The 21,792-nt window shown below is 52.5% G+C and carries 17 protein-coding genes and 3 tRNA genes; 16 read left to right on the forward strand and 4 right to left on the reverse strand.

The window, feature by feature from the left end:
• Nucleotides 1-65 precede the first annotated feature (65 nt).
• From ACFOMG_RS07780 to ACFOMG_RS07825, 10 genes are all read left to right on the forward strand, one after another.
• On the forward strand, nucleotides 66-2,780 hold the full coding sequence (locus tag ACFOMG_RS07780; RefSeq protein ID WP_376865838.1) for a bifunctional acetate--CoA ligase family protein/GNAT family N-acetyltransferase: 2,715 nt from the start codon (nucleotides 66-68) through the stop codon (nucleotides 2,778-2,780).
• Between the two features lie 99 nt (nucleotides 2,781-2,879).
• The gene (gene uvrY / locus ACFOMG_RS07785) at nucleotides 2,880-3,542 is read left to right on the forward strand and encodes a UvrY/SirA/GacA family response regulator transcription factor (RefSeq protein WP_376865840.1); all 663 of its coding nucleotides are present in this window, start codon (nucleotides 2,880-2,882) and stop codon (nucleotides 3,540-3,542) included.
• Entirely contained in the window at nucleotides 3,542-5,368 is a 1,827-nt protein-coding gene (gene uvrC / locus ACFOMG_RS07790; RefSeq protein ID WP_376865841.1) for an excinuclease ABC subunit UvrC, read from the forward strand. Before uvrY ends, uvrC begins: the two co-directional genes overlap by 1 nt.
• A gap of 34 nt (nucleotides 5,369-5,402) precedes the next feature.
• Nucleotides 5,403-5,960 carry a CDP-diacylglycerol--glycerol-3-phosphate 3-phosphatidyltransferase gene (gene pgsA / locus ACFOMG_RS07795; RefSeq protein ID WP_376865842.1) on the forward strand — a complete coding sequence of 186 codons (558 nt, stop codon included), beginning with the start codon at nucleotides 5,403-5,405 and terminating at the stop codon, nucleotides 5,958-5,960.
• An 89-nt stretch (nucleotides 5,961-6,049) separates the two neighbouring features.
• Nucleotides 6,050-6,125, forward strand: a tRNA-Gly gene (locus ACFOMG_RS07800).
• Between the two features lie 40 nt (nucleotides 6,126-6,165).
• A tRNA-Cys gene (locus tag ACFOMG_RS07805) sits at nucleotides 6,166-6,239 on the forward strand.
• A gap of 78 nt (nucleotides 6,240-6,317) precedes the next feature.
• Nucleotides 6,318-6,404, forward strand: a tRNA-Leu gene (locus ACFOMG_RS07810).
• 167 nt (nucleotides 6,405-6,571) lie between these two features.
• Entirely contained in the window at nucleotides 6,572-7,549 is a 978-nt protein-coding gene (locus ACFOMG_RS07815; protein ID WP_376865844.1) for a putative sulfate exporter family transporter, read from the forward strand.
• A gap of 56 nt (nucleotides 7,550-7,605) precedes the next feature.
• On the forward strand, nucleotides 7,606-8,493 hold the full coding sequence (locus tag ACFOMG_RS07820) for a radical SAM protein (RefSeq protein ID WP_376865845.1): 888 nt from the start codon (nucleotides 7,606-7,608) through the stop codon (nucleotides 8,491-8,493).
• A 120-nt stretch (nucleotides 8,494-8,613) separates the two neighbouring features.
• Nucleotides 8,614-9,144 (forward strand): DUF1285 domain-containing protein, encoded by a 531-nt coding sequence (locus ACFOMG_RS07825; RefSeq protein WP_376865846.1) that lies wholly within the window; start codon nucleotides 8,614-8,616, stop codon nucleotides 9,142-9,144.
• 133 nt (nucleotides 9,145-9,277) lie between these two features.
• On the opposite strand, the gene ACFOMG_RS07830 is transcribed toward ACFOMG_RS07825, so the two are convergent.
• The 4 genes from ACFOMG_RS07830 to ACFOMG_RS07845 form a co-directional block, all read right to left on the reverse strand.
• The gene (locus tag ACFOMG_RS07830) at nucleotides 9,278-9,988 is read right to left on the reverse strand and encodes a glutathione S-transferase family protein (RefSeq protein ID WP_376865847.1); all 711 of its coding nucleotides are present in this window, start codon (nucleotides 9,986-9,988) and stop codon (nucleotides 9,278-9,280) included.
• 161 nt (nucleotides 9,989-10,149) lie between these two features.
• Nucleotides 10,150-11,790, reverse strand: coding sequence for an electron transfer flavoprotein-ubiquinone oxidoreductase (locus tag ACFOMG_RS07835; protein ID WP_376865848.1), 1,641 nt, complete (start codon nucleotides 11,788-11,790; stop codon nucleotides 10,150-10,152).
• A gap of 101 nt (nucleotides 11,791-11,891) precedes the next feature.
• Complete coding sequence (locus ACFOMG_RS07840; protein WP_376865850.1) at nucleotides 11,892-13,352, reverse strand: helix-turn-helix transcriptional regulator; 1,461 nt, start codon at nucleotides 13,350-13,352, stop codon at nucleotides 11,892-11,894.
• Nucleotides 13,353-13,406: 54 nt separating this feature from the next.
• Nucleotides 13,407-15,047 carry an electron transfer flavoprotein-ubiquinone oxidoreductase gene (locus ACFOMG_RS07845; protein WP_376865852.1) on the reverse strand — a complete coding sequence of 547 codons (1,641 nt, stop codon included), beginning with the start codon at nucleotides 15,045-15,047 and terminating at the stop codon, nucleotides 13,407-13,409.
• A 353-nt stretch (nucleotides 15,048-15,400) separates the two neighbouring features.
• Between ACFOMG_RS07845 and ACFOMG_RS07850 the strand changes: the two genes are divergently transcribed.
• The 6 genes from ACFOMG_RS07850 (at nucleotide 15,401) to gspG (ending at nucleotide 21,784) form a co-directional block, all read left to right on the forward strand.
• The gene (locus ACFOMG_RS07850; protein ID WP_376865853.1) at nucleotides 15,401-16,150 is read left to right on the forward strand and encodes an electron transfer flavoprotein subunit beta/FixA family protein; all 750 of its coding nucleotides are present in this window, start codon (nucleotides 15,401-15,403) and stop codon (nucleotides 16,148-16,150) included.
• Nucleotides 16,151-16,162: 12 nt separating this feature from the next.
• The gene (locus ACFOMG_RS07855) at nucleotides 16,163-17,092 is read left to right on the forward strand and encodes an electron transfer flavoprotein subunit alpha/FixB family protein (RefSeq protein WP_376865854.1); all 930 of its coding nucleotides are present in this window, start codon (nucleotides 16,163-16,165) and stop codon (nucleotides 17,090-17,092) included.
• A 119-nt stretch (nucleotides 17,093-17,211) separates the two neighbouring features.
• Nucleotides 17,212-18,555 carry a UDP-glucose dehydrogenase family protein gene (locus ACFOMG_RS07860; protein WP_376865855.1) on the forward strand — a complete coding sequence of 448 codons (1,344 nt, stop codon included), beginning with the start codon at nucleotides 17,212-17,214 and terminating at the stop codon, nucleotides 18,553-18,555.
• Nucleotides 18,556-18,557: 2 nt separating this feature from the next.
• Nucleotides 18,558-20,117 carry a type II secretion system ATPase GspE gene (gspE, locus tag ACFOMG_RS07865; protein ID WP_376865856.1) on the forward strand — a complete coding sequence of 520 codons (1,560 nt, stop codon included), beginning with the start codon at nucleotides 18,558-18,560 and terminating at the stop codon, nucleotides 20,115-20,117.
• Nucleotides 20,118-20,119: 2 nt separating this feature from the next.
• Nucleotides 20,120-21,337, forward strand: coding sequence for a type II secretion system inner membrane protein GspF (gspF, locus tag ACFOMG_RS07870; RefSeq protein WP_376865857.1), 1,218 nt, complete (start codon nucleotides 20,120-20,122; stop codon nucleotides 21,335-21,337).
• 12 nt (nucleotides 21,338-21,349) lie between these two features.
• On the forward strand, nucleotides 21,350-21,784 hold the full coding sequence (gene gspG, locus ACFOMG_RS07875; RefSeq protein ID WP_376865858.1) for a type II secretion system major pseudopilin GspG: 435 nt from the start codon (nucleotides 21,350-21,352) through the stop codon (nucleotides 21,782-21,784).
• The last annotated feature ends 8 nt before the right edge of the window (nucleotides 21,785-21,792 follow it).

Raw genomic sequence — 21,792 nt, forward strand, 5'->3', positions numbered from 1 at the left:
TTTAATGTTTACGCCAGTGTAACTGGGTTGTTAGGGTACGCAACTAAACTTACGGATCACTTGATATGGGTACACGTTCCTTAGAACTTTTTTTTCAGCCACGCAGCATTGCCGTTGTTGGTGCATCGGAGCGATCCGGCAGCCTCGGCGGGGCAATTGTTCAGAACCTGCAGGCCGGCCAGTTCAGTGGCGACATCATACCGATCAACAGTCGCGGCTATAAAACCGTGTTTGGTCTGCCATCCCTGTCGCGTATCGGTGAGCTGAAGCAGGCCCCGGATCTGGCGATTATCTGCACCCCGGCAGAAACCGTGCCGAAAATTATCAAACAGCTGCATAAAAAAGGGGTGGGGGCAGCCATGTTATTGACCGGTGGTATTGCCCGGGCCCGCTCCTGGCAATTCCGCCCGGCCAGTGATCGGCTGGATCAGGTTATTGAACAAACCAATATGCGTATCCTCGGGCCGGATTGCCTCGGAATGGTGGTGCCCTGGCGCAACCTGAATGCCAGTTTTTTGCATGTACCGGTGCGCAAAGGGGTTATCGCTTATGTTGGCCAGTCGGGCACTCTGGCATCGGGGGTCATGGACTGGGCCTATAGCCGCAATATTGGTTTTTCCCATGTGCTGACGCTGGGCAAAAGCATGGATGTCAGCCTGCCCGATATGATTGATTACATCGTTCAGGAGCCCCATGTCCGCACCATCCTGATTCAGCTGGATGAAATTGGTTCAGGTAAGGCGCTGGTGCGTTCGCTGCGTGCTGCATCGCGCCATAAGCTGGTATTAGCGGTAAAAAGTAATCGCTTTCAGCAGAGCCCGCTCAATCGCATTGAAACACCACGCGGGCTGCGAACCCGCGACACCCTGATTGACGAAACCCTGGCCCGTGCCGGGGTGTTGCGGGTCTCGGCCACCGATGAATTGTTTGACTGTGTTGATGCGCTCAGTCCGCGCCGGGAGTCGTTTGGGCCACGCCTGGCGATTATTGCCAATGGCCGGGGCCCGGCCATTCTTGCCATGGATCGTCTGATTCATGATAACGGTCAGCTGGCGCAGTTGTCGGAAGAAACCCGCACCCATCTGCGCGGGTTATTGCCGGAATACGTAAAAACCGACAACCCGGTCTTGCTGAACCCTGAGCTGAAGTCACAGCAGTTATCAGCGGTAGCCAATACCTTATTGCGTGACCGTGGTGTGGATGCTGTGCTGGTGATACATATCCCCAGTCTGGGGTCTGACTCACTGGAAAACGCGGCGGCCTTGGTTGAGCTGGCGAAGAAAACTCCGAAAACCATTCTCACCAGCTGGCTGGGGGAATACACCGCAGAGGCGGCGCGCGAATATTTCGATAAGCATGGTATGCCAACGTTCGATACGCCGGACAATGCCATTAAGTCGTATATGTATATGGTGCAGCACCAGCGCACTCAGGACTTGTTGCGGGAAACGCCGGAAAGTCTTGAAATTCCGATATCTCAGGCGCACACCGAGGTGGATCAGCGCATTCGTGAAACCCATCGCGCCGGTGATTACCTGCTGCCAAATCATGCCTGGGACCTGCTCGAGGCGTATGGCTTTGCGATCTGCGAAAATCACTACAGCAGCAGCATCTCAGAAATGCTCGAGCATTGCGAAACGCTGGATAAGCCCTGGGTATTGCGCGTCCATCACCGCGACTACCTGTACCCGTTTGCTTATGGTAACAATCCGCGCGAGCGGTTACGGGCGGTGGTTCGCGAACTGTATGGCGCAGAAGAGCTGGCACCGGCGGCAGAGCGGCTGGAAACGGCAATTGGTGACGCTTTTCCGCACAGCCCGGTGCTGGGTTATACCGTGCAGAAGCAATACCGCGCGCTGGACAATCTGCAGTTTTCTTTCGGTATTGGTCGTGATAGTGAACTGGGTCCTTATATTTTCTTTGGTGGTGGTGGCTCCACCGCCGATATTCTGGAAGACCGCGAAGTGGCGTTGCCGCCACTGAACGCCAATCTGGCGGAGCAGCTGATCAAACGTACGCATTTTTATAAGGTGTTGAGTGAGCGCTCCGATAACCTTGAGCGAGAGCTGGTAACCCTGGAGCGCTGGCTGGTTGCTATGTCGCACATGGCGTTGAACCACCCCTGGATTGCCGGCTTTGAGGCCAATGCCATTCGTCAGCAGGTTGGGCGTTACCGGGTTATCGGTGTGGCGGGAGAGGTGGGTCATGATGCCCGGCCGGCGATCCAGCCTTATCCGGTGGAGCTGGAAGCGCAATACGAAAGTAAAAAAGGTCACGGTTACCGCATTCGACCGATTCGCGGTGAAGACGAGCCCTTGTTGCGGAACTTTTACAAACGACTCAGTCCGGAATCATTGCGGCTGCGCTTTTTTACCGCCCGGCGTCAGTTTGATCATAAAGAGCTGGCACGCTTTACCCAGATCGACTATGACCGTGAAATGGCATTTGTCGCTATTCGTGACGGCGTGTTGTACGGGGTGGTGCGGGTCTGGATTGATCCGGATGATGTGACCGCGGAATATGCGGTAATCATTGATGATGCCTGTCGTGGTGAAGGCCTGGGTCACCGGTTGATGAGTGAAATCATCAATTACCTGACCAATCGAGGGGTATTGCAGATTTTTGGTACTGTGTTGCCGCATAACTCTGGTATGCTGGGCCTGTGTGAACATCTGGGTTTCAGGTTGCACACCAACATGGAAGAAGGGGTGGTTGATGTGGTGAAAAACCTCAACCCGTTACGTCATGGATGGCAGCGTAAAAAGATGCTGCGTTTATAGCAAATAACTGAATGTTCCGTGTGTATTCTGCCACGGGCGGACAATGAGAAGCTCGTCGATACAGCAGAACGGGCCGCAGTTTTAGTGAGGTATCCTTTTTTGATTAAGGTTTTGGTCGTTGATGATCACGAGCTGGTTCGCTCCGGAATATCGCGAATTCTTGCTGATCAGAATGGCATTGAGGTGATAGGCGAAGCTTCCAGTGGAGAAGAAGCGGTTCAGTTCACCAAGGAAACCCCGCCAGACATAGTGTTAATGGATATTCGTATGCCCGGTATCGGCGGGCTGGAAGCCACGCGTAAGATTCTGCGTCACAATCCGGATGTTCACGTGATTGCCGTCACTGCCTGTGATGACAATCCGTTTGCTTCGAGATTACTGCAGGCCGGCGCCAGTGGTTACATCACCAAAGGCGCCGATGCCGAGGAGATGTATACCGCCATTGTGCGGGTGAAAACCGGGCAAAAATACATCAGTCCGGAAATCGCTCAGCGGATGGCGCTGAAACCTTTTCAGCAGGACCAGGCATCACCGTTTGATGAGTTGTCTGAGCGCGAGATGCAGATTGCACTGATGATTGTGGGTTGTCAGAAGGTGCAGGAAATCAGCGAAAAGCTGTTCCTTAGTCCGAAAACCGTTAACAGTTATCGTTACCGCATTTTTGATAAGCTTGATATCGAAAGCGATGTACAACTCACTCTGATGGCAATGCGCCATGGCCTGGTTGACCCGGGGGTAGCGGATCCGGGCGCCTCCGCCTGATGGCGGAGTTTGATATTGCGGCGTTTCTGCAGACCCTCAGCCAGCGTGCCGGGGTGTATCGTATGTACGCCGCTGACGATGAGTTGCTGTATGTTGGTAAAGCCAAAAATCTGCGCAACCGGGTTTCCAGTTATTTTCGTGCCCGCGGGCTGAACAGCAAAACCGTTGCTCTGGTCAGTCGTATTCACCATATTGACGTGACGGTCACCGCTAACGAGGCCGAGGCCCTGTTGCTTGAGCAAACTCTGATCAAACAACATAAACCGCCTTATAACATCCTGTTAAAAGACGGTAAGTCATACCCCTTTCTGCATCTGTCTGATCATGAATTCCCACTGTTGGCATACCGACGCGGTAAGCGTAAAAAAGATGGTCAGTATTTTGGGCCCTATCCCAACAGCGGTGCGGTGCGTGAAGCGCTGAATTACCTGCAGCGCTTGTTTTTATTACGCTCCTGCGAAGATTCCTATTTTCGCCATCGCAGCCGACCGTGCCTGCAGTACGAAATAAAACGTTGTTCTGCACCGTGCGTGGGAAAAATTTCAGCGGCAGATTACCAGCGCGACATTCAACATGCACGGCTGTTTTTACAGGGCAAAAGCCGGGAGCTGATCGAATTACTGCAGCAGGAGATGGAGCAGGCAGCGGCTCAGCTGGCGTTTGAACGTGCCGCTGAATTGCGTGACCAGGTAGAAATGTTGCGTCGTGTTCAGGAAAAACAATTTGTTGATGCGGCTCAGGGGGATGCCGATGCCTGGGGTATTGTCGAGTGGCAGGCGATTATTTGTATTCATCGTCTGACTTTCCGCCAGGGGCGGCTGACCTCAAGCCAGAACTTCTACCCGGATAACAAAGCGGGGGAGCAGCTGGATGAACTGCTGGTTGAATTTGTCAGCCAGTTTTACCTGGCGGATCACGCCGTGGACGGTCTGCCGCGCGATTTGATTGTTGACGCCGCCGCTGAACAAATGGAGCCGTTATTACAGGCAATCCAGCTGCAGGCACAAAAAAAGCTCAATCACTCCCGGGGCACTCGAGGTTCTGCCCGGCAATGGTTACATATGGCGGCAGAAAATGCCCGGACCGGGGCCCAGACCAAAATATCCGGCCGCCAGGCAGCGCTGAATAAACTGGAGAAAGTGGCCGATTTATTAACTCTGCCAGCCGTGCCTAAACGGATAGAGTGTTTTGATATCAGCCATTCCAAAGGTGAGGCGACGTATGCCTCGTGTGTGGTGTACGGCGAAGAAGAAGGGTTAACCAAATCGCGTTACCGTCGGTTTGCCATCAAAGGGGTGGCGGCCGGCGACGATTATGCGGCGCTGGAACAAGCGGTCACGCGCCATTTTACCCGCCTGAAAGAACAACAGGATCTGCCGGATTTATTGCTGATTGATGGCGGCAAAGGACAGATCAACCGTATTGCTGACGTGTTAAATTCGCTGCAGCTGCAGGATGAAGTGGCGGCTCTTGGCATTTCCAAGGGTGAAACACGGAAGTCTGGCTGGGAATTCCTGTGGGAAGCCGATGCCACAAGGCCTATAATGCCGGACGCTCACGATGAGGGGTTTCGTTTGTTGCAGATGGTGCGCGATGAAGCTCACCGCTTTGCCATTACCGGACACCGTAAAGAGCGGGCCCGCAGTCGTGGTGAGTCTGGCCTGGAAAAGCTTCAGGGGGTCGGACCCAAGCGCCGTCGTGAGTTGCTGCTGTATTTTGGCAGCCTGAAAAATATGCGCAGTGCCAGACGTGAAGAGCTGGAGAAAGTACCCGGAATCAGTAAAAAGCTTGCCGCTCAGATTTTTGCCCAGCTGCACGGTGAATGATTGTTACATGGCGAGCCTCAGGAGTAAGCACTAGATGAATTTGCCGAATATTTTAACCCTCGGTCGTATTATTATGATCCCGCTGATGGTGATCTGTTTTTATTGGCTGGGAGAAGATGGCAAATTATGGGCCGCCTTTTTATTCTGGCTGGCCGGCGTGACCGACTGGTTTGATGGTTACCTGGCGCGCAAGCTGAATCAGAGTACGCCGCTGGGGGCTTTTCTTGACCCGGTGGCTGACAAGCTGATTGTGTCGGTGGCATTGGTGTTATTGGTGGAGCAATACCACAGCGTCTGGCTGACCATTCCGGCGACAATTATTATTGGCCGCGAGATTGTGATTTCAGCGTTACGCGAGTGGATGGCAGAACTGGGAAAACGCGCCAGTGTGGCGGTTAGCTATGTTGGTAAGGTCAAAACCTTTCTGCAGATGTCGGCCATTTTTTTCCTGATGGCGGGAGGGCTGCATAAAGCCGTAGAAGTCATCGGTTGGATTTCTCTGTTTGCCGCCGCCATTCTGACGATCTGGTCGATGTTTGTGTATCTGCGTGCCGCCTGGCCAGCATTACGTGGCAAGCAGGGTGCGGCATAAATATTTCAGGTTTTTGCCCTAAGTGCTTAAAAAGTAAGAAAAAACACTTGACTCTCTGGCTGCGCTCTTTAAAATGCGCAGCACGTTCAGCGGGAATAGCTCAGTTGGTAGAGCACAACCTTGCCAAGGTTGGGGTCGCGAGTTCGAATCTCGTTTCCCGCTCCAAATTTTCTCCGGTGTGATCACCAGAAAATTGATCGATAGTGGCGCGATAGCAAAGAGGCCATGCCGCGGATTGCAAATCCGCTGACGCCGGTTCGAATCCGGCTCGCGCCTCCACTTAATACTCGCCTGAGTAATCGAAAGAACGTAAATTCCCGGCAGTACGCACTGCATCGACCTCAAGGTCGCCCCGATGCCCGGGTGGTGGAATTGGTAGACACAGGAGACTTAAAATCTCCCGTCCTAACGGACGTGCCGGTTCAAGTCCGGCCCCGGGCACCATTTTATATCTTATATATCAAATAATTAGCACAGCCACTTTTAATCTTTGTGCGTCATCTCAGTGCATTTCTTATTCGGTAAAACCGAATTAACTACCTTAAATTAAGCGATTCCATATATAGATAAAAAGAATAACCTTATATTCAAATTGAATGTGAGGTGTCGCCATGACGGTTGCAACCCTATTAATGATCGCTGCGTTGTCGGAATGGCTGGCTAACACGCTCAATCTTCAGGTTTACGGCCTCAGTAGTCTGCCACTGGCCTTGTTGCTCGCAATGATGACGCCAGAGCGTTTTGCTTCGCATCGTTTACGTCGCTGGCAACCCTGGCTGCTTAAAGGCGGGATCATGCTGTTTGGGGTGCGTTGGGTGAATCCGCATTCCTGGAGCGTATTGCTGGAATTACTGCTGGCCGGTTTACTGGTGCTGATGGTCACCTTGCTGGCTGGCCTGGTGATTGGTCGGCTGCTGGGCATTAATCGACCACAAACGGCGTTATTAAGCATTGGTTTTGCGGTGTGTGGTGGCAGTGCGATTGCCGCAGCCACGCCGGTTGCCCATCATCATCCACATTTCCGTGCTGCTTTTGCACCGCAGGCCATTTCTCTGATTGCCCTGTTTGGCCTGGCCAATCTGATGTTATACCCGCTATTGGTCGATTACCTCGGATCAGACCGCACCGCTGTGGTTGCCGGACTGTCAACGCCCGAGCTGGCTCAGGCAATGATTGCCAGTACCGGCCTGACGGCAGAGGCTGGTCAGCTGGTACTGATCAGTAAACTGGGGCGGGTATTTTTATTGGGATTGGCACTGGCCGTTATTGGTCGGCATTTGTACGGTGGCCATACTGCCGCCGCCAATGGGGGAAATTCATTAGCCCTGACGCTGCGGCGTTACAGTTTTCTCTGGGGTTTTGCCTTATTGGCCGTTGCACACGTGCAGCACTGGCTCAGCGACAATCAGGCCGAATTACTGGCTGGTGCCGGTCATATCCTGATGTTGCTGGCGGTCACGTTACTCGGGTTGCACATTCGTTTGGCCGACGTGATGCGCCTGAGACCTGCGGTTGTGTTGCTGGCCACTCTGTTATGGCTGGTTAATCTGGTGGCGGCGCTTATTTTCAGTCTGCCGCTGAGTCTGTAGAGCGGGCTGAGCAGTGCGGTTTCTGTTAAAATCCGGCAAAAATCAGTGTGATCTTGATGATGAGTGTATTTGACTATATTGAACCGGTTTTTCGTCCACCGTCTGAAGGGCGCTCTCTGATTCTTCAGGTAACCAATGGCTGCTCCTGGAATAATTGTACCTTCTGCGATATGTACACCCAGCCGCAGAAAAAGTTCCGCGCCAAAAAAGAAGAAGAAATTCTTGAAGAAATTAAAGAAGCAGCGCAACTCGGCCCCCGGTTTGAAAAAGTGTTCCTGGCTGATGGTGATGCCATGGTGCTGTCGTCACGCAAGCTGATCACTATTCTGGAAGCTGTTCAGCAATATCTGCCCTGGGTAAAGCGGGTCGGCGCCTATTGCCTGCCGCGTAATATCCGCAAAAAATCCGTCGAAGAATTGCAGCAAATGCGCGAGCTTGGCCTGGGTATTTTGTACGTGGGCGCAGAAAGTGGCGACGACGAAGTGCTTGGGTTTATTAATAAAGGTGAAACCTATCAGTCTACTCTGGATGCATTATTAAAAATTAAACAGGCCGGCATTAAATCGTCGGTGATGATTTTAAATGGCATGGGCGGCGTTAAATACAGCGAACAACATGCGCGCAATTCCGCTTTGCTGATGAACGAAGCGCAGCCAGATTATCTGTCGACTCTGGTGGTGAGCTACCCATTGGGTGATGAGCGGGTGAAGCAGGGTTTTAATGGTGAATATCAACTGCCGGACCAGATGCAGCTATTTAGCGAGTTGCGCCTGCTGATTAACACACTGGAGCTGAAAGGCACCGTATTTCGCAGCGATCATGCATCTAATTATCTGCCACTGAAAGGCAATCTTGGGGCGGATAAAGCTGCTATGCTGGCTCAGCTGGATGACGCAATGGACGGGCGGATAGCGTTGCGCCAGGAATGGCAACGCGGACTTTAATCAGCCACTAGCCGGCTAAAGCGGGTATGTTTTTATGCTGCTGCAGGTGTTTGTGTCAGATGTGCGGATATTGTTTCGGCAGGCGGTAAAAATACACCAGCATTGATTGGAAGAAATAAAATGAACTTATCCAACCTCGAACAACAAATTGGCCTTACAGGCAGCAATAAGCTACCGCCGGTGGAAAAATGGCAGCCGGAGTTGAGCGGCGATATGGATATGGTGATCCACAAAGACGGCTCCTGGTGGCACGAAGGCGTTAAAATTCAGCGCGACAAGCTGACACGTCTGTTTGCCAGTATTCTGCGTAAAGAAGGTGAGGAATATTTTATCCTGACGCCGGTGGAAAAATGGCGTATTCAGGTCGAGGACCAACCTTTTGTGGTTACTATGATTGAACAAAAAAATGATCATATTGAAGTTATTACCAATACCGGCGATTTGTTGATCATTAACCATGAACATCCATTAGAACTGTCTGAGCTGGATGGCGAAAAAATTCCCGAGATAGAGGTGCGTAACGGATTAAAAGCGCGCTTCTCTCGCAATGCGTTTTATGACCTTGCTGAGCTGGCTTCGGAAAAGCTGAAGGGAGGCGGTGAATCTGATTTTGTAATTCAGTCAGCAGGGGCTGAATTTAAAATAGGCTGATTATCGTGTGGGTTGTCTGGGTGTTTTTCGAAAGCAGCTCCACTAAACAGCGAAGCTGCCTTTAGGGCGAGATACATGGAGGTATCGAGTGCTCATGTTGCAGCACCCAAAACAATCTACCCTTCAGTTCTTTTTAAACCGCGGGGATATTCCAACCCTTGATAACCGCAGGTCGAGCCGCAAAACGCTCAATGTAAGCTAAAACATTGTTAAAGCTTGCCAGTTCAACTTCTTTCTCCGCTTTATAAAACTTCGAAATGGTCTGCAGCCAGGGCACAATGGCGATATCGGCGATGGAAAACTCGCCAGCAATCCAGTCCTGATCCGCAACCTGCTGATCGATTACATTTAATAAGCGCTTAACTTCGTTGTAATAGCGTTCACGTGGGCGTGGATCTTCAATGTCCTTGCCGCCATAAGCATGAAAGAATCCAACCTGGCCCGTCATTGGACCCAGGCCACCCATCTGAAACATCAGCCATTGGGTGATTTTGGCTTTTTCTGCACGGTTATCGCCAATTAACAAGCCGGTTTTCTCTGCCAGATAGAGCAGGATGGCGCCCGATTCAAACAGTCCGATCGGCTTTCCGTCCGGGCCGTCGGGATCAATAATGGCGGGAATTTTGTTGTTTGGGTTGAGAGATAAAAATTCCGGACTTTTAACGTCCTCGGCGGCCAGTGTTACCAGATGAGGCTCGTACTGCAATCCCATTTCTTCCAGCGCAATTGACACTTTCACGCCGTTCGGTGTGGCGTAGGAATATAGCTGAATGATATCCGGCTTGCTGGCTGGCCAGCGCTGGCTGATTGGGTAATCTTCTACAGTGGGGTAATCACGTTGCATGGCGAAATCATCATTAAAATCAAAAACGAGTCGCTATGCTGCGATGTGCCCAGAGGGTTTGCAAGCACCGCCGGTGAAACAATTCGTTGTGACGGAGGGGCGGAACTTTGTCATAAATGGAGAAGCGGCACCCGCGAGTGCCGCTGCTGCTCCCGGAAGAGCTACATGTTCGGGTAATTGGGGCCGCCACCGCCTTCCGGGGTGGTCCAGATTATATTTTGTGACGGGTCTTTAATATCGCAGGTCTTACAATGAACGCAGTTCTGGCTATTGATCTGAAACTGCTGTCCGTTTTCGTCATTAATGATTTCGTATACGCCAGCCGGACAATAACGCTGAGCAGGTTCGTGCCATTTTTCCAGGTTAATGCCCAGTGGAATGCTGTTGTCTTTTAAGCGCAGGTGGCAGGGCTGATCTTCTGCATGGTTAACGTTGGCGATGTAAACCGAGTCGAGTTTACTGAAGCTGATCTTGCCGTCCGGTTTAGGGTAGCGGATTGGACGGCACTGGTGGGCGGCTTTCAAGGTGGCATGATCCGGCTTCCGGTCGTGCAGTGTCAGCGGGAGCGGCATCAGGTTCTGATCGATGAAATTAAAGGCGGCGCCGCCCAGTGTGCCAAATTTATGCAGTGCGGCACCAAAGTTACGACTGCGTTGTAATTCCTGATGCAACCAGCTGGCGTTAAAGGCCTCGGTAAATTCGTCCCGTTCGTCGTGGGTATGTCCTTGTTGTATGGCTGTGACCAAGGTTTCTGCTGCCAGCAGGCCACTTTTCATGGCGCCGTGGATCCCTTTTATTTTCGCTAAGTTCAGGGTTCCGGCATCACAGCCGACGATCAGGCCTCCCGGAAAAGTCATCTTGGGTAAGCAGTTGATGCCACCTTTACTGGCCGCCCGGGCGCCGTAACTCAGCCGTTGCCCTCCCTGTAAATATTGTTTCAGCAGTGGGTGGTGTTTCAGTCGCTGGAACTCATCAAATGGGCTGACATGGGGGTTGTGATAGGACAAATCACAAAACAGCCCAACCACCAGCTGGTTGTTGTCGGCATGGTAAAGAAAAAATCCCCCGGCACTGGACGACTCGCTTAACGGCCAGCCGGTACCATGAATCACCAGGCCGGGCTGGTGTTGCTGCGTGGGTATCTGCCACAGCTCCTTCATGCCCAGTGCATAATGTTGCGGGTCTTTACCTTTATCCAGATTGAATTCCGAGATCAATTGTTTACCCAGATGGCCGCGACAGCCCTCGGCGAAAATGGTGTATTTGGCGCGCAGTTCCATGCCTGGCATATAGCTGTCTTTGGCGCCGCCGGCCTTGTCGACCCCCATATCACCGGTGATCACACCTTTGATTGCCCCGTCCTCGAGAATGTATTCCGCGGCGCTAAAGCCGGGATAAATTTCGACTCCAAGCTGCTCTGCCTGATCGGCCAGCCAGCGGCATAAATCCGCCAGCGAGATGATGTAATTGCCATGATTGTGCATCGGTTTCGGAACGGCCCAGCCGGGTGCACGAACGCTGTGCTTGTGGTTCAGCAGGAAGTGGATTTCATCCTTGCTGACCGGGGTGTTGAGTGGTGCACCGCGGCTTTGCCAGTCGGGGAATAATTCGCTCAGGGCGCGATCCTCAATCACAGCTCCGGATAAAATATGAGCGCCGATTTCGGAACCTTTCTCCAGCAGGCAGACCGAGAGTGACTCGCCATTTTTTTCCTCCAGCTGCTTAATCCGGCAGGCCGCGCTTAATCCGGCTGGCCCGCCGCCAACAATCACAACGTCATAATGCATGATTTCTCTGTCCATTCTGTATCCCTCAGGCTGTTTAGTGAGGCTTCAGCATAAGCAGTAAATACAGTGGCGTTATCACCCCTGGGGGTGATTAAGCTGGTGAGGCGGGGGTGAAATTATGGTGATGGTCGTTGTTCATCGATCAGCTTATGTAATATTTCCGTACGGCTTTCGACACCGATTTTGCCGTACAGATTGCGGATATGGACTTTCAGGGTGTTCAGGGATATATGCAGCTGGCGGGCAATCTCCTTGTTGTTATGGCCGGCAGCCACCAGCGTTAATACCTGTTGTTCGCGTTGAGTCAGCAAAGCTCCGAACGGCAGTTCCTGGCGCGGAGTGGCGGGGCTGGCTTGCTGGCGGATGGGGTGATCCGGCGGGAATTGCTCCAGCCAGCGGGGCAGGCGGGCATCGATATCGTCCGCACTGGTCATCAATTGTTGCAGCAGAGTGCTGGCTGTTTGCCATTCACCGGCCAGCAGCCATTGATCGAGTGCTTCCGTCAGGTGCCCATTGTTTTCAAACCACTGCGCCGCGCTGTGATGGCAGTCGCGGCGAACATCACGGCTCAATTGCTGAAAGTGCTGGCGCAGGAAGCGGCGGAATAAATCATGGTAACGAAACCACAGACCATGATTGTCCAGTGGTAATAAAAATAAATTGTGACGATCCAGTTGCTGCAGTATGTGTTGTCCCTGCTGGCTGTTGGTCAACTGATTGCACAGGCCGGCAGTAAAGCGGGGGACCGCTGCGCTGCGTAATAAAAACCGGCGTGTGGCTTCATCCTGCAGGGCGAATACTTCTTCAAACAGGTAGTCACCGATATTGCGCTGCAGTGTCGGGCCTGGTGGTTGTTGACGATTGTGCTGCAGCGAAAGGCCAATTAACTGCAGCCCGGCAATCCAGCCCTCAGCGCTGTTGCTGTAATCGCGGCTTTGCTCATCGCTGAGATTGAGCGCCATGGTTTGTTGCAGAAATCGTTTGCTGTCAGCGGCTGAAAAGTTCAGTTGCTGGCGGTCTATTTCGATCAGCTGATTACTGGCCCGGCGCCGGGCCAGCCCGAGTTCGGGTGTGGAGCGACTGGTGATGACCAGTCTCAATGCCGGTGGCAGATGATCGAGGAAGCTGCTCAGCTGTTGATTCAGCTCCGGGGTAGCGACGCGGTGATAATCATCCAGCACCAGTGTTGTGGCATTCCGTGGTGAGGGTAGTGGGATCGCATCCAGCTCATTCAGTAACGCAATCAGAGCATTTTCCAGGGAGTGTTGATCATCGTTGTTTTGTATCAGCTGCAGTGACCGTTCGCCGCAGTCAGGCTGAACCTGATGAATGGCACTGATGACGTAGCGCCAGAATATCCGCGGGGTTTGCTGATGATGGTCGAGAGATAGCCAGGAAAAGGTGTGGGGTGAGTGGTGCAGCCACTGGCTGATCAGCGTGGTTTTGCCGTAACCGGCTGGCGCTGAAACCACAATCAGCTGGCCACCCTCACTGGCATTTAAGGGTTGTAGCAGCTCCGGGCGCTGTACCGCGTTACGACGCAACGGCGGAATATAAAAGCGGGTTTTCAGCAGCATGGTGAGTATCGGTTGTTATAAAAAAAGCGGGCAGTGCCCGCTTTTCTGAACCATTTACATGTTCGGGTAGTTCGGGCCACCGCCACCTTCTGGAGTAACCCAGGTGATGTTCTGTGATGGGTCTTTAATATCACAGGTTTTACAGTGAACACAGTTTTGAGAGTTGATCTGGAAACGCTGACCGTTTTCATCTTCAACAATCTCGTACACGCCAGCAGGGCAGTAGCGCTGCGCCGGCTCATCCCATTTTTCCAGGTTGACGCCCAGAGGAATGCTGTTGTCTTTTAAGCGCAGGTGACACAGCTGGTCTTCAGCATGGTTGACGTTGCCGATAAACACAGAGTCCAGTTTGGCAAAGCTGATTACGCCGTCCGGTTTCGGATAGTCAATCTTCTTGCACTCGGACGCAGGCTTCAGCGTTGCGTGATCCGGCGTGGTGTCATGCAACGTCACCGGCAGTGGGAAGATGTTCTGATCAACAAAGTTGAAGGCGCCGCCCAGGAAGGTACCGAACTTATGCATTGCCGGACCGAAGTTGCGTGAGCGATGCAGTTCTTTCCAGGCCCAGCTGTCTTCGAAGGCTTTGGTGAACTCAACGATTTCGTCATTGGCGCGGTCAGCCTTGATGGCGGCAACCACTTGTTCTGCTGCAACAATACCGCTCTTCATGGCGGTATGGGTGCCCTTAATCTTGGAGAAGTTCAGGGTGCCGGCATCGCAACCAACCACCAGGCCACCCGGGAAGGTCATCTTAGGCAGGCAGTTCAGGCCACCTTTGGTGATAGCACGCGCGCCGTAAGAAACACGTTTGCCGCCTTCCAGGTATTTTTTGATCACAGGGTGATGCTTCATACGCTGGAATTCGTCGAACGGGCTGACGTGTGGGTTGCTGTATGACAGGTCAGTAATCAGACCAACCACAACCTGGTTGTTTTCTGCGTGGTACAGGAAGAAACCACCGGAAGAGCCGGATTCGCTCAGAGGCCAGCCGGCACCGTGCAGTACCAGACCTTCTTCGTGCAGTTCAGGGTTGATGTCCCACAGCTCTTTGATACCGATACCGTAATGCTGAGGATCTTTACCTTCGTCCAGTTTGAACTCGGAGATCAGCTGCTTGCCCAGGTGGCCGCGGCAACCTTCGGCAAAAATGGTGTATTTGGCACGCAGTTCCATGCCTGGCATGTAGGTGTCTTTTTGTTCACCTTCTTCGCTGATGCCCATATCGCCGGTGATGATGCCTTTAACTGCACCGTCTTCAACGATGTATTCAGCAGCCGGGAAGCCCGGGTAAATTTCAACGCCCAGGTTTTCCGCCTGCTCGCCTAACCAGCGGCTGACATTGCCCAGAGAAACGATGTAATTGCCATCGTTGTGCATTGGCTTTGGAATCGCCCAGTGTGGGGTTTTAACCGCCTTTTCTTCACTGGTCAGGAAATAAACTTCATCGCCTTTAACCGGAGTGTTCAGAGGAGCGCCCAGCTCTTTCCAGTTCGGGAATAGTTCGGCCAGTGCGCGATCTTCGATCACGGCGCCGGACAGGATATGGGCACCAACTTCAGAGCCTTTTTCGACCAGGCAGACGGCGAGTTCGTCGCCGGCTTCTTCGGCCAGTTGCTTAATACGGATAGCGGTTGACAGACCGGCAGGGCCGCCGCCGACGATGACAACATCGTACTCCATAACTTCACGTTGCATGGTGTTCTCCTCAAACTCATAGTAAGCCACGGTCGGCTCACGGTGCTTAACACAAGGTTATTAGGCCAGCACTTTTATATTTGCCCGCTGTAAACCATGTTGAAAACAAACATCAAACGGGCGTTTGAATTGCGGCATTATACGTTGGTGTTTCTACCAAGCAACTGATTTAGCGGGAATTCCGTGCAAAAGTTGTGTGAGAAGCAGGAAAGAGGGGCGGATATTGGACCTGCTATTGACGCTTACGTTAAACATCCCAATAATGTGGCGCGCTGGAAAGAGGCTCTTCCGGTTTCATCCTATGGTGTGGCACGGCCTCTTTATTCATCCACCAAGATAATTACGAGGAATCTATGAAGGTTCTTGTCGCTGTTAAACGCGTAATCGATTACAACGTAAAAGTACGCGTAAAGCCTGACAACTCTGATGTTGATCTGACTAACGTCAAGATGGCTATGAACCCGTTCTGTGAAATCGCTGTTGAAGAAGCAGTGCGTCTGAAAGAAAAAGGCGTTGCTGATGAAGTGGTTGTGGTTTCTATCGGTCCTAAAGTGGCTCAGGAGCAAATCCGTACTGCTCTGGCACTGGGCGCAGATCGCGGCATTCTGATCGAGACTGAAGAAAAACTGGAGTCTCTGACTGTTGCAAAACTGTTGAAGGGTGTTGTTGAAAAAGAGCAGCCTCAAATCGTACTGATGGGTAAACAAACCATCGACAGCGATAACAACCAGACTGGCCAGATGCTGGGCGCCCTGACTGGCATGCCGCAAGGTACATTTGCCTCTGAAGTAGCGGTTGACGGCGACAAAGTAAACGTAACCCGCGAAATCGATGGCGGTCTGCGTACAGTTACTCTGAATCTGCCTGCGATCGTGACCACCGACCTGCGTCTGAACGAGCCTCGTTACGCTTCTCTGCCTAACATCATGAAAGCTAAGCGTAAGCCTCTGGATGTTACAACACCTGCAGACCTGGGCGTGGAAGTGGCTTCCACTCTGTCTCTGGTTAAAGTTGCTCCACCGGCCGAGCGCAGCGCTGGCATCAAAGTTGCCGACGTAAGTGAGCTGGTAGACAAACTGAAAAACGACGCGAAAGTGCTGTAAGGAGATTATGTAATGGCTATTTTAGTAATCGCAGAGCACAACAACGCAGCCCTGGGTGCCGCTACTCTGAACACCATTACCGCTGCCAAAGCGATCGGTGGCGATGTTGAAGTACTGGTTGCCGGTTCCGGCTGTGGCGCTGTTGCAGAAGCTGCTGCCAAAGTTGATGGCGTAGGCAAAGTACTGGTTGCTGACAACGCAGCGTATGAATACCAGCTGGCTGAAAACATGGGCGAACTGGTTGCTGAACTGGGTAAAGGCTACAGCCACATCCTGGCAGCCGCGACCACAACCGGTAAAGACTTCCTGCCTCGCGCCGCAGCGCTGCTGGACGTTAACATGCTGTCTGAAGTGGTTGGTGTTGACGCAGAAGATACCTTCTCTCGCCCAATCTACGCCGGTAACGCTATTGCGACCGTTAAAAGCTCAGATGCCATCAAAGTACTGACCGTTCGTGGTACTGCATTTGATGCAGCGGCTGCTGAAGGTGGTTCAGCGGCGGTTGAAGCAGTTGACGCAGTAAAAGATGCTGGCATCTCCGCTTTTGCTTCTGAAGAACTGGCTAAGTCGGATCGTCCGGACCTGACTGCTGCAGATATCGTGATCTCTGGTGGTCGTGGTATGCAGAATGGTGACAACTTCGAAATGCTGTACAAAGTGGCCGACAAGCTGGGTGCAGCAGTTGGTGCATCTCGTGCCGCAGTTGACGCAGGCTTTGTTCCTAACGATATGCAGGTTGGTCAGACCGGTAAAATCGTTGCGCCAAATCTGTATGTTGCCGTTGGTATCTCTGGTGCCATTCAGCATCTGGCAGGTATGAAGGACTCTAAAGTCATTGTTGCTATCAACAAAGACGAAGAAGCACCTATCTTCCAGGTTGCCGATTACGGCCTGGTTGCTGACCTGTTTGAAGCCGTTCCAGAACTGGAAAATGCGCTTTAATATCAGCGACTTAGAAAAAACCCGGCAATAGCCGGGTTTTTTTATGTCATCGAGTTGTCATTTTTTGGTAATAAGGTAACGTACTCAACGGTTTAAAAAGCAGTTATAAGGGAAGTACCTTGAATATCACAGTCGTGGGAACCGGCTACGTCGGTCTGGTTACCGGTGCATGCTTTGCGGAAATGGGAAATACCGTAACCTGCGTCGACACGGATCAGGCAAAGGTAGCGCGGCTGAATCAGGGCGAAGTCCCAATTTATGAGCCTGGTCTTGATGCCATTGTTCAGAATAACCACAAAGCCGGCCGTCTGAGCTTTACCAGCTCCCTGTCTGAGGCCATGGCTGATTCTTCGGTGTATTTTATTGCTGTCGGCACACCGCCGGGAGAAGATGGCTCCGCTGATCTGCAATACGTGCTGGATGTGGCGCGCCAGATTGGTCAGCATCTCGATAATTATGGCGTTATCGTCAATAAATCCACGGTACCTGTCGGTACGGCAGACAAAGTTCGTGAGGTCGTTGCGCAGCAATTGGATGAGCGTAATCTGGATATCGCATTTGATGTTGTGTCCAACCCGGAATTCCTCAAAGAAGGCGCGGCCATCGATGATTTTATGCGCCCCGACCGCATTGTTGTAGGTGTTGAAAGCCCACGCGCCCGGGAAGTTATGGCGGAACTGTATCAGGGATTTTCCCGTAACCACGACAAGCTGATGTTTATGGGTGTGCGCGATGCCGAGCTGACCAAATACGCTGCCAACGCCATGCTGGCGACCAAAATTTCGTTTATGAATGAAGTTGCCAATCTGGCAGAGCGTATGGGCGTCGATATTGAACAGGTGCGTAAAGGCATTGGCTCCGACAGCCGTATTGGTTATTCCTTTATTTACCCGGGCTGTGGCTATGGCGGCTCCTGTTTCCCGAAAGACGTCAAGGCATTGATGCATATGGGGGATGAGTTCGGCTACCAGACGGATATCCTGTGCAGCGTTGAAGAGCGTAATCAGGCGCAGAAACACCGGCTGTATGAAAAACTCAGCGAACGTTTTGCCGATGGCTTATCCGGTCGTACCATTGGCGTCTGGGGGCTGGCATTTAAGCCCGGTACCGATGACATGCGCGAGGCCAGTTCTGTTACACTGATCAACCGCCTGATCGACGCCGGCGCAACTGTGCGGGCTTACGATCCGGTGGCCATGGATGAAGCCCGGCTGCAATTTCCTGACACAGTTTTCGCGGCCGGAAAACTGGTTTTATGCGAGCATCAGTACGATGCGCTGGCGGATGCGGATGCCATGGTATTGGTGACTGAATGGAAACCGTTTCGTCAGCCCGATTTTAATGCGATTAAAAAATTACTGAAGCAACCTGTGATCATTGATGGCCGCAATCAATACGATCCGTACAGCCTGAAAGCACAGGGTTTCGATTACACCGGCATTGGCCGTGACCGTTTAGGATAATTATGACAGGCACCACGACAAACGAGCCACAACAGGACTCGGAACTGCCTGATGTTCAGCCTGCCGTGGCCGAACAAGGAGCCCCACAAAGCACACACATCAGCAATCGCCTGCCATTTGGCTTTGCCAAACGCTTTGGCGTGTTGGTGGAAGGCACCGCCGAACAGCTGACCCTGATTCACAAAGAAGGGGTGCGTGGCGATGTGATTATGGAAGCGCAGCGCTTTTTATCAGCGCCGTTTCGCCTCGAAGTGGTGAACGACGACGAATTTGATCGCCGCCTGGGACTCGCTTACCAGAGTGACAGCTCAGAAGCCATGGAAATGGTGGAAGGTCTGGGCGATGAAATGGACCTGGCCAGCCTGGCCGATTCCGTCCCGGAAACGGAAGACTTGCTGGAGCAGGAGGGCGATGCGCCGATCATTCGCCTGATTAACGCTTTGCTGACGGAGGCGGTCAAGGAAAATGCCTCGGATATTCACGTTGAAACCTATGAGAAGCGCTTAATTGTGCGCTTCCGGGTCGATGGTGTCTTACGTGAAGTGGTACAGCCCAAGCGGGCGCTGGCCGCTTTATTGATCTCCCGGATCAAGGTGATGGCGAAACTCGATATCGCTGAAAAGCGGGTGCCGCAGGATGGCCGTATTGCCTTACGCATCGGTGGCCGGGAAGTCGACGTGCGGGTATCGACGATGCCTTCTCAGCACGGCGAGCGCATTGTAATGCGGTTACTCGACAAACAGGCCGGGCGTCTGGGCCTGGGCCAGCTGGGGATGTCAACACGCGATTTATCAACGTTGCGTAACATCATTTCCAAGCCCCACGGCATTATTCTGGTTACCGGTCCTACTGGTTCCGGTAAAACCACCACCTTGTATGGCGCATTAAGCGATTTAAATGAAACCAGCCGTAATATTCTGACGGTTGAAGATCCGGTGGAATACAGCCTGCCGGGGATTGGCCAGACCCAGGTCAACACTAAAGTGGATATGACCTTTGCCAAAGGTCTGCGTGCCATTTTACGTCAGGACCCGGACGTGGTCATGATTGGTGAGATCCGTGACCTGGAGACCGTGGAAATTGCCATTCAGGCATCACTGACCGGTCACCTGGTATTGTCGACATTACACACCAACACCGCTGTGGGTGCGATTACCCGGTTGCAGGACATGGGGGTTGAACCTTTCCTGTTGTCCTCCTCTCTGATTGGCGTTATTGCCCAGCGCCTGGTCCGGGTATTGTGCGAAGACTGTAAAGTGCCCGGTGAGGCCGATGCCACAGAATGTGAGTTGCTGGGAGCTGACCCGGCACAACCGCCGGTTATCTATCACGCCAAAGGCTGCGAAAAATGCAATCAGCTGGGTTATCGCGGACGTCAGGGGATTTATGAAATCATTGAAATTGATGAACAGCTGAAAACCCAGATCCACGATAAAGCCGGTGAGCAGGAACTTGAGCAGTATGCCCGCAAACTGGGCCCCAGCATCCGTCAGGATGGTATTCGTAAAGTTCTGGCCGGCAGCACCACCATTGAAGAGCTGTTACGGGTAGCCAAGGGTTAACTATGGCGGCTTTTGAATATCAGGCGCTGGATGCCAGAGGCAAACAGCAAAAAGGGGTAATGGAAGCGGACAGCGCCCGCCAGATTCGCCAGCAATTGCGCGAAAAAGGCTGGATGCCATTGTCGGTGGAAATTACCGCCAGCAAAAACAAATCCCAGAGCAGTGGTTTGTTTCATCGTGGGCCGTCATTATCGGTGCCGGATCTGGCGCTGATAACACGCCAGCTGGCGACGCTGATTCAGGCAGGTTTACCGATTGATGAATCGTTACGGGCGCTGTCTGAACAGACCGGCAAACAAAAAATCAAAGCCATGATTCTGGCGATTCGTTCCAAGGTTCTTGAAGGTTATACCCTGGCCAAGGCACTGGAAGAATATCCGCGTGCTTTTCCCCATCTGTACCGCTCGACGGTCGCCGCTGGCGAACACGCCGGGCATCTGGATGGTGTGCTGAATCGCCTGGCCGATTACACCGAAGCGCGTCAACAGTCGGACCAGAAGATCAAATTAGCCGCCATGTATCCCATGATTCTGTCAATCGTGGCAATTGGTATTGTTGTGGGGCTGCTGACCTATGTGGTGCCGGACATCGTTGAGGTGTTTGTTAAAAACGGTCAGGAATTACCGGGTTTAACCCAGTTTATGCTCAGTCTCAGCCACCTGATCAGTAATTACGGCTTATACCTGCTGGGGCTGCTAGTCATTGCTCTGGTGCTGTTTAACCGGGCGCTGAAAAAGGAAGGTTTCCGTCGTCGTTACCATCAGTTTTTATTGCGCCTGCCGGGCCTCGGTGGTTTCGTGCGCAGCGCCAATACCGCCCGCTTTGGCAGTACTCTGGCCATTCTGACATCCAGTGGTGTGCCCCTGGTCGAAGCGATGCGCATTGCCAGTCAGGTGGTCAGCAATATTCCGATTCAGACGTCGCTCAGTGGTGCGACGGTGGCGGTCAGCGAAGGCGGCAGCCTGCATCAGGCACTAGCGGAGACTGGCCACTTTTCGCCCATCATGCTGCATATGATTGCCAGTGGTGAAAACAGCGGTGAACTGGACGCCATGCTGGCCCGGACGGCACAACAACAGGAAACCACGCTGGAGAATACTGTCTCGGCGCTGGTGAAAATTTTTGAGCCCATGATGTTATTGACCATGGGCGCCATCGTCGCATTAATTGTGGCGGCGATTATGTTACCCATTCTTGAATTGCAACAAATGGTTCGTTAGGAGCAAACAACAATGCAAGTAAGTGCAAAAAAAACTCGCGGCTTTACTCTGTTAGAAGTGATGGTGGTACTGGCTATTATCGGCGGTATCATGGCATTAGTGGGAGCTAATATTCTTGGTTCCGCCTCAGAAGCCAATATCAAAACCACCAAAAGCCAGATGAAACTGATCGAGGGGGCGCTGGATCTGTACAAGCTGGATAATTATCAATACCCAACCACAGAGCAGGGCCTGGAAGCGCTGATCAGCAAACCCAGCAGCTCTCCGGAACCGAAAAATTATAAATCGGGTGGTTATATGAAAGGCAGCAAAGTGCCAACCGATGCCTGGGGTAATGAGTTCCTGTATTTCCGTGAAAAAGCCAATAAGTACGAAATTGTCTCACTGGGCGCCGATGGTGTAGAAGGCGGCGAAGAAGACGGCGCTGACATCAGCAGCAACGATTGATTGCGGCG

Source organism: Bacterioplanoides pacificum, assembly GCF_042648445.1.
Classification (GTDB): domain Bacteria; phylum Pseudomonadota; class Gammaproteobacteria; order Pseudomonadales; family Oceanobacteraceae; genus Bacterioplanoides; species Bacterioplanoides pacificum.

Coding starts and splice junctions, on each gene's coding strand:
- ACFOMG_RS07780 (WP_376865838.1), top strand. CDS start 66: ATGGGTACACGTTCCTTAGAACTTTTTTTTCAGCCACGCAGCATTGCC.
- uvrC (WP_376865841.1), top strand. CDS start 3,542: ATGGCGGAGTTTGATATTGCGGCGTTTCTGCAGACCCTCAGCCAGCGT.
- pgsA (WP_376865842.1), top strand. CDS start 5,403: ATGAATTTGCCGAATATTTTAACCCTCGGTCGTATTATTATGATCCCG.
- ACFOMG_RS07815 (WP_376865844.1), top strand. CDS start 6,572: ATGACGGTTGCAACCCTATTAATGATCGCTGCGTTGTCGGAATGGCTG.
- ACFOMG_RS07820 (WP_376865845.1), top strand. CDS start 7,606: ATGATGAGTGTATTTGACTATATTGAACCGGTTTTTCGTCCACCGTCT.
- ACFOMG_RS07825 (WP_376865846.1), top strand. CDS start 8,614: ATGAACTTATCCAACCTCGAACAACAAATTGGCCTTACAGGCAGCAAT.
- ACFOMG_RS07830 (WP_376865847.1), bottom strand. CDS start 9,988: ATGCAACGTGATTACCCCACTGTAGAAGATTACCCAATCAGCCAGCGC.
- ACFOMG_RS07835 (WP_376865848.1), bottom strand. CDS start 11,790: ATGGACAGAGAAATCATGCATTATGACGTTGTGATTGTTGGCGGCGGG.
- ACFOMG_RS07840 (WP_376865850.1), bottom strand. CDS start 13,352: ATGCTGCTGAAAACCCGCTTTTATATTCCGCCGTTGCGTCGTAACGCG.
- ACFOMG_RS07845 (WP_376865852.1), bottom strand. CDS start 15,047: ATGCAACGTGAAGTTATGGAGTACGATGTTGTCATCGTCGGCGGCGGC.
- ACFOMG_RS07850 (WP_376865853.1), top strand. CDS start 15,401: ATGAAGGTTCTTGTCGCTGTTAAACGCGTAATCGATTACAACGTAAAA.
- ACFOMG_RS07855 (WP_376865854.1), top strand. CDS start 16,163: ATGGCTATTTTAGTAATCGCAGAGCACAACAACGCAGCCCTGGGTGCC.
- gspE (WP_376865856.1), top strand. CDS start 18,558: ATGACAGGCACCACGACAAACGAGCCACAACAGGACTCGGAACTGCCT.
- gspF (WP_376865857.1), top strand. CDS start 20,120: ATGGCGGCTTTTGAATATCAGGCGCTGGATGCCAGAGGCAAACAGCAA.
- gspG (WP_376865858.1), top strand. CDS start 21,350: ATGCAAGTAAGTGCAAAAAAAACTCGCGGCTTTACTCTGTTAGAAGTG.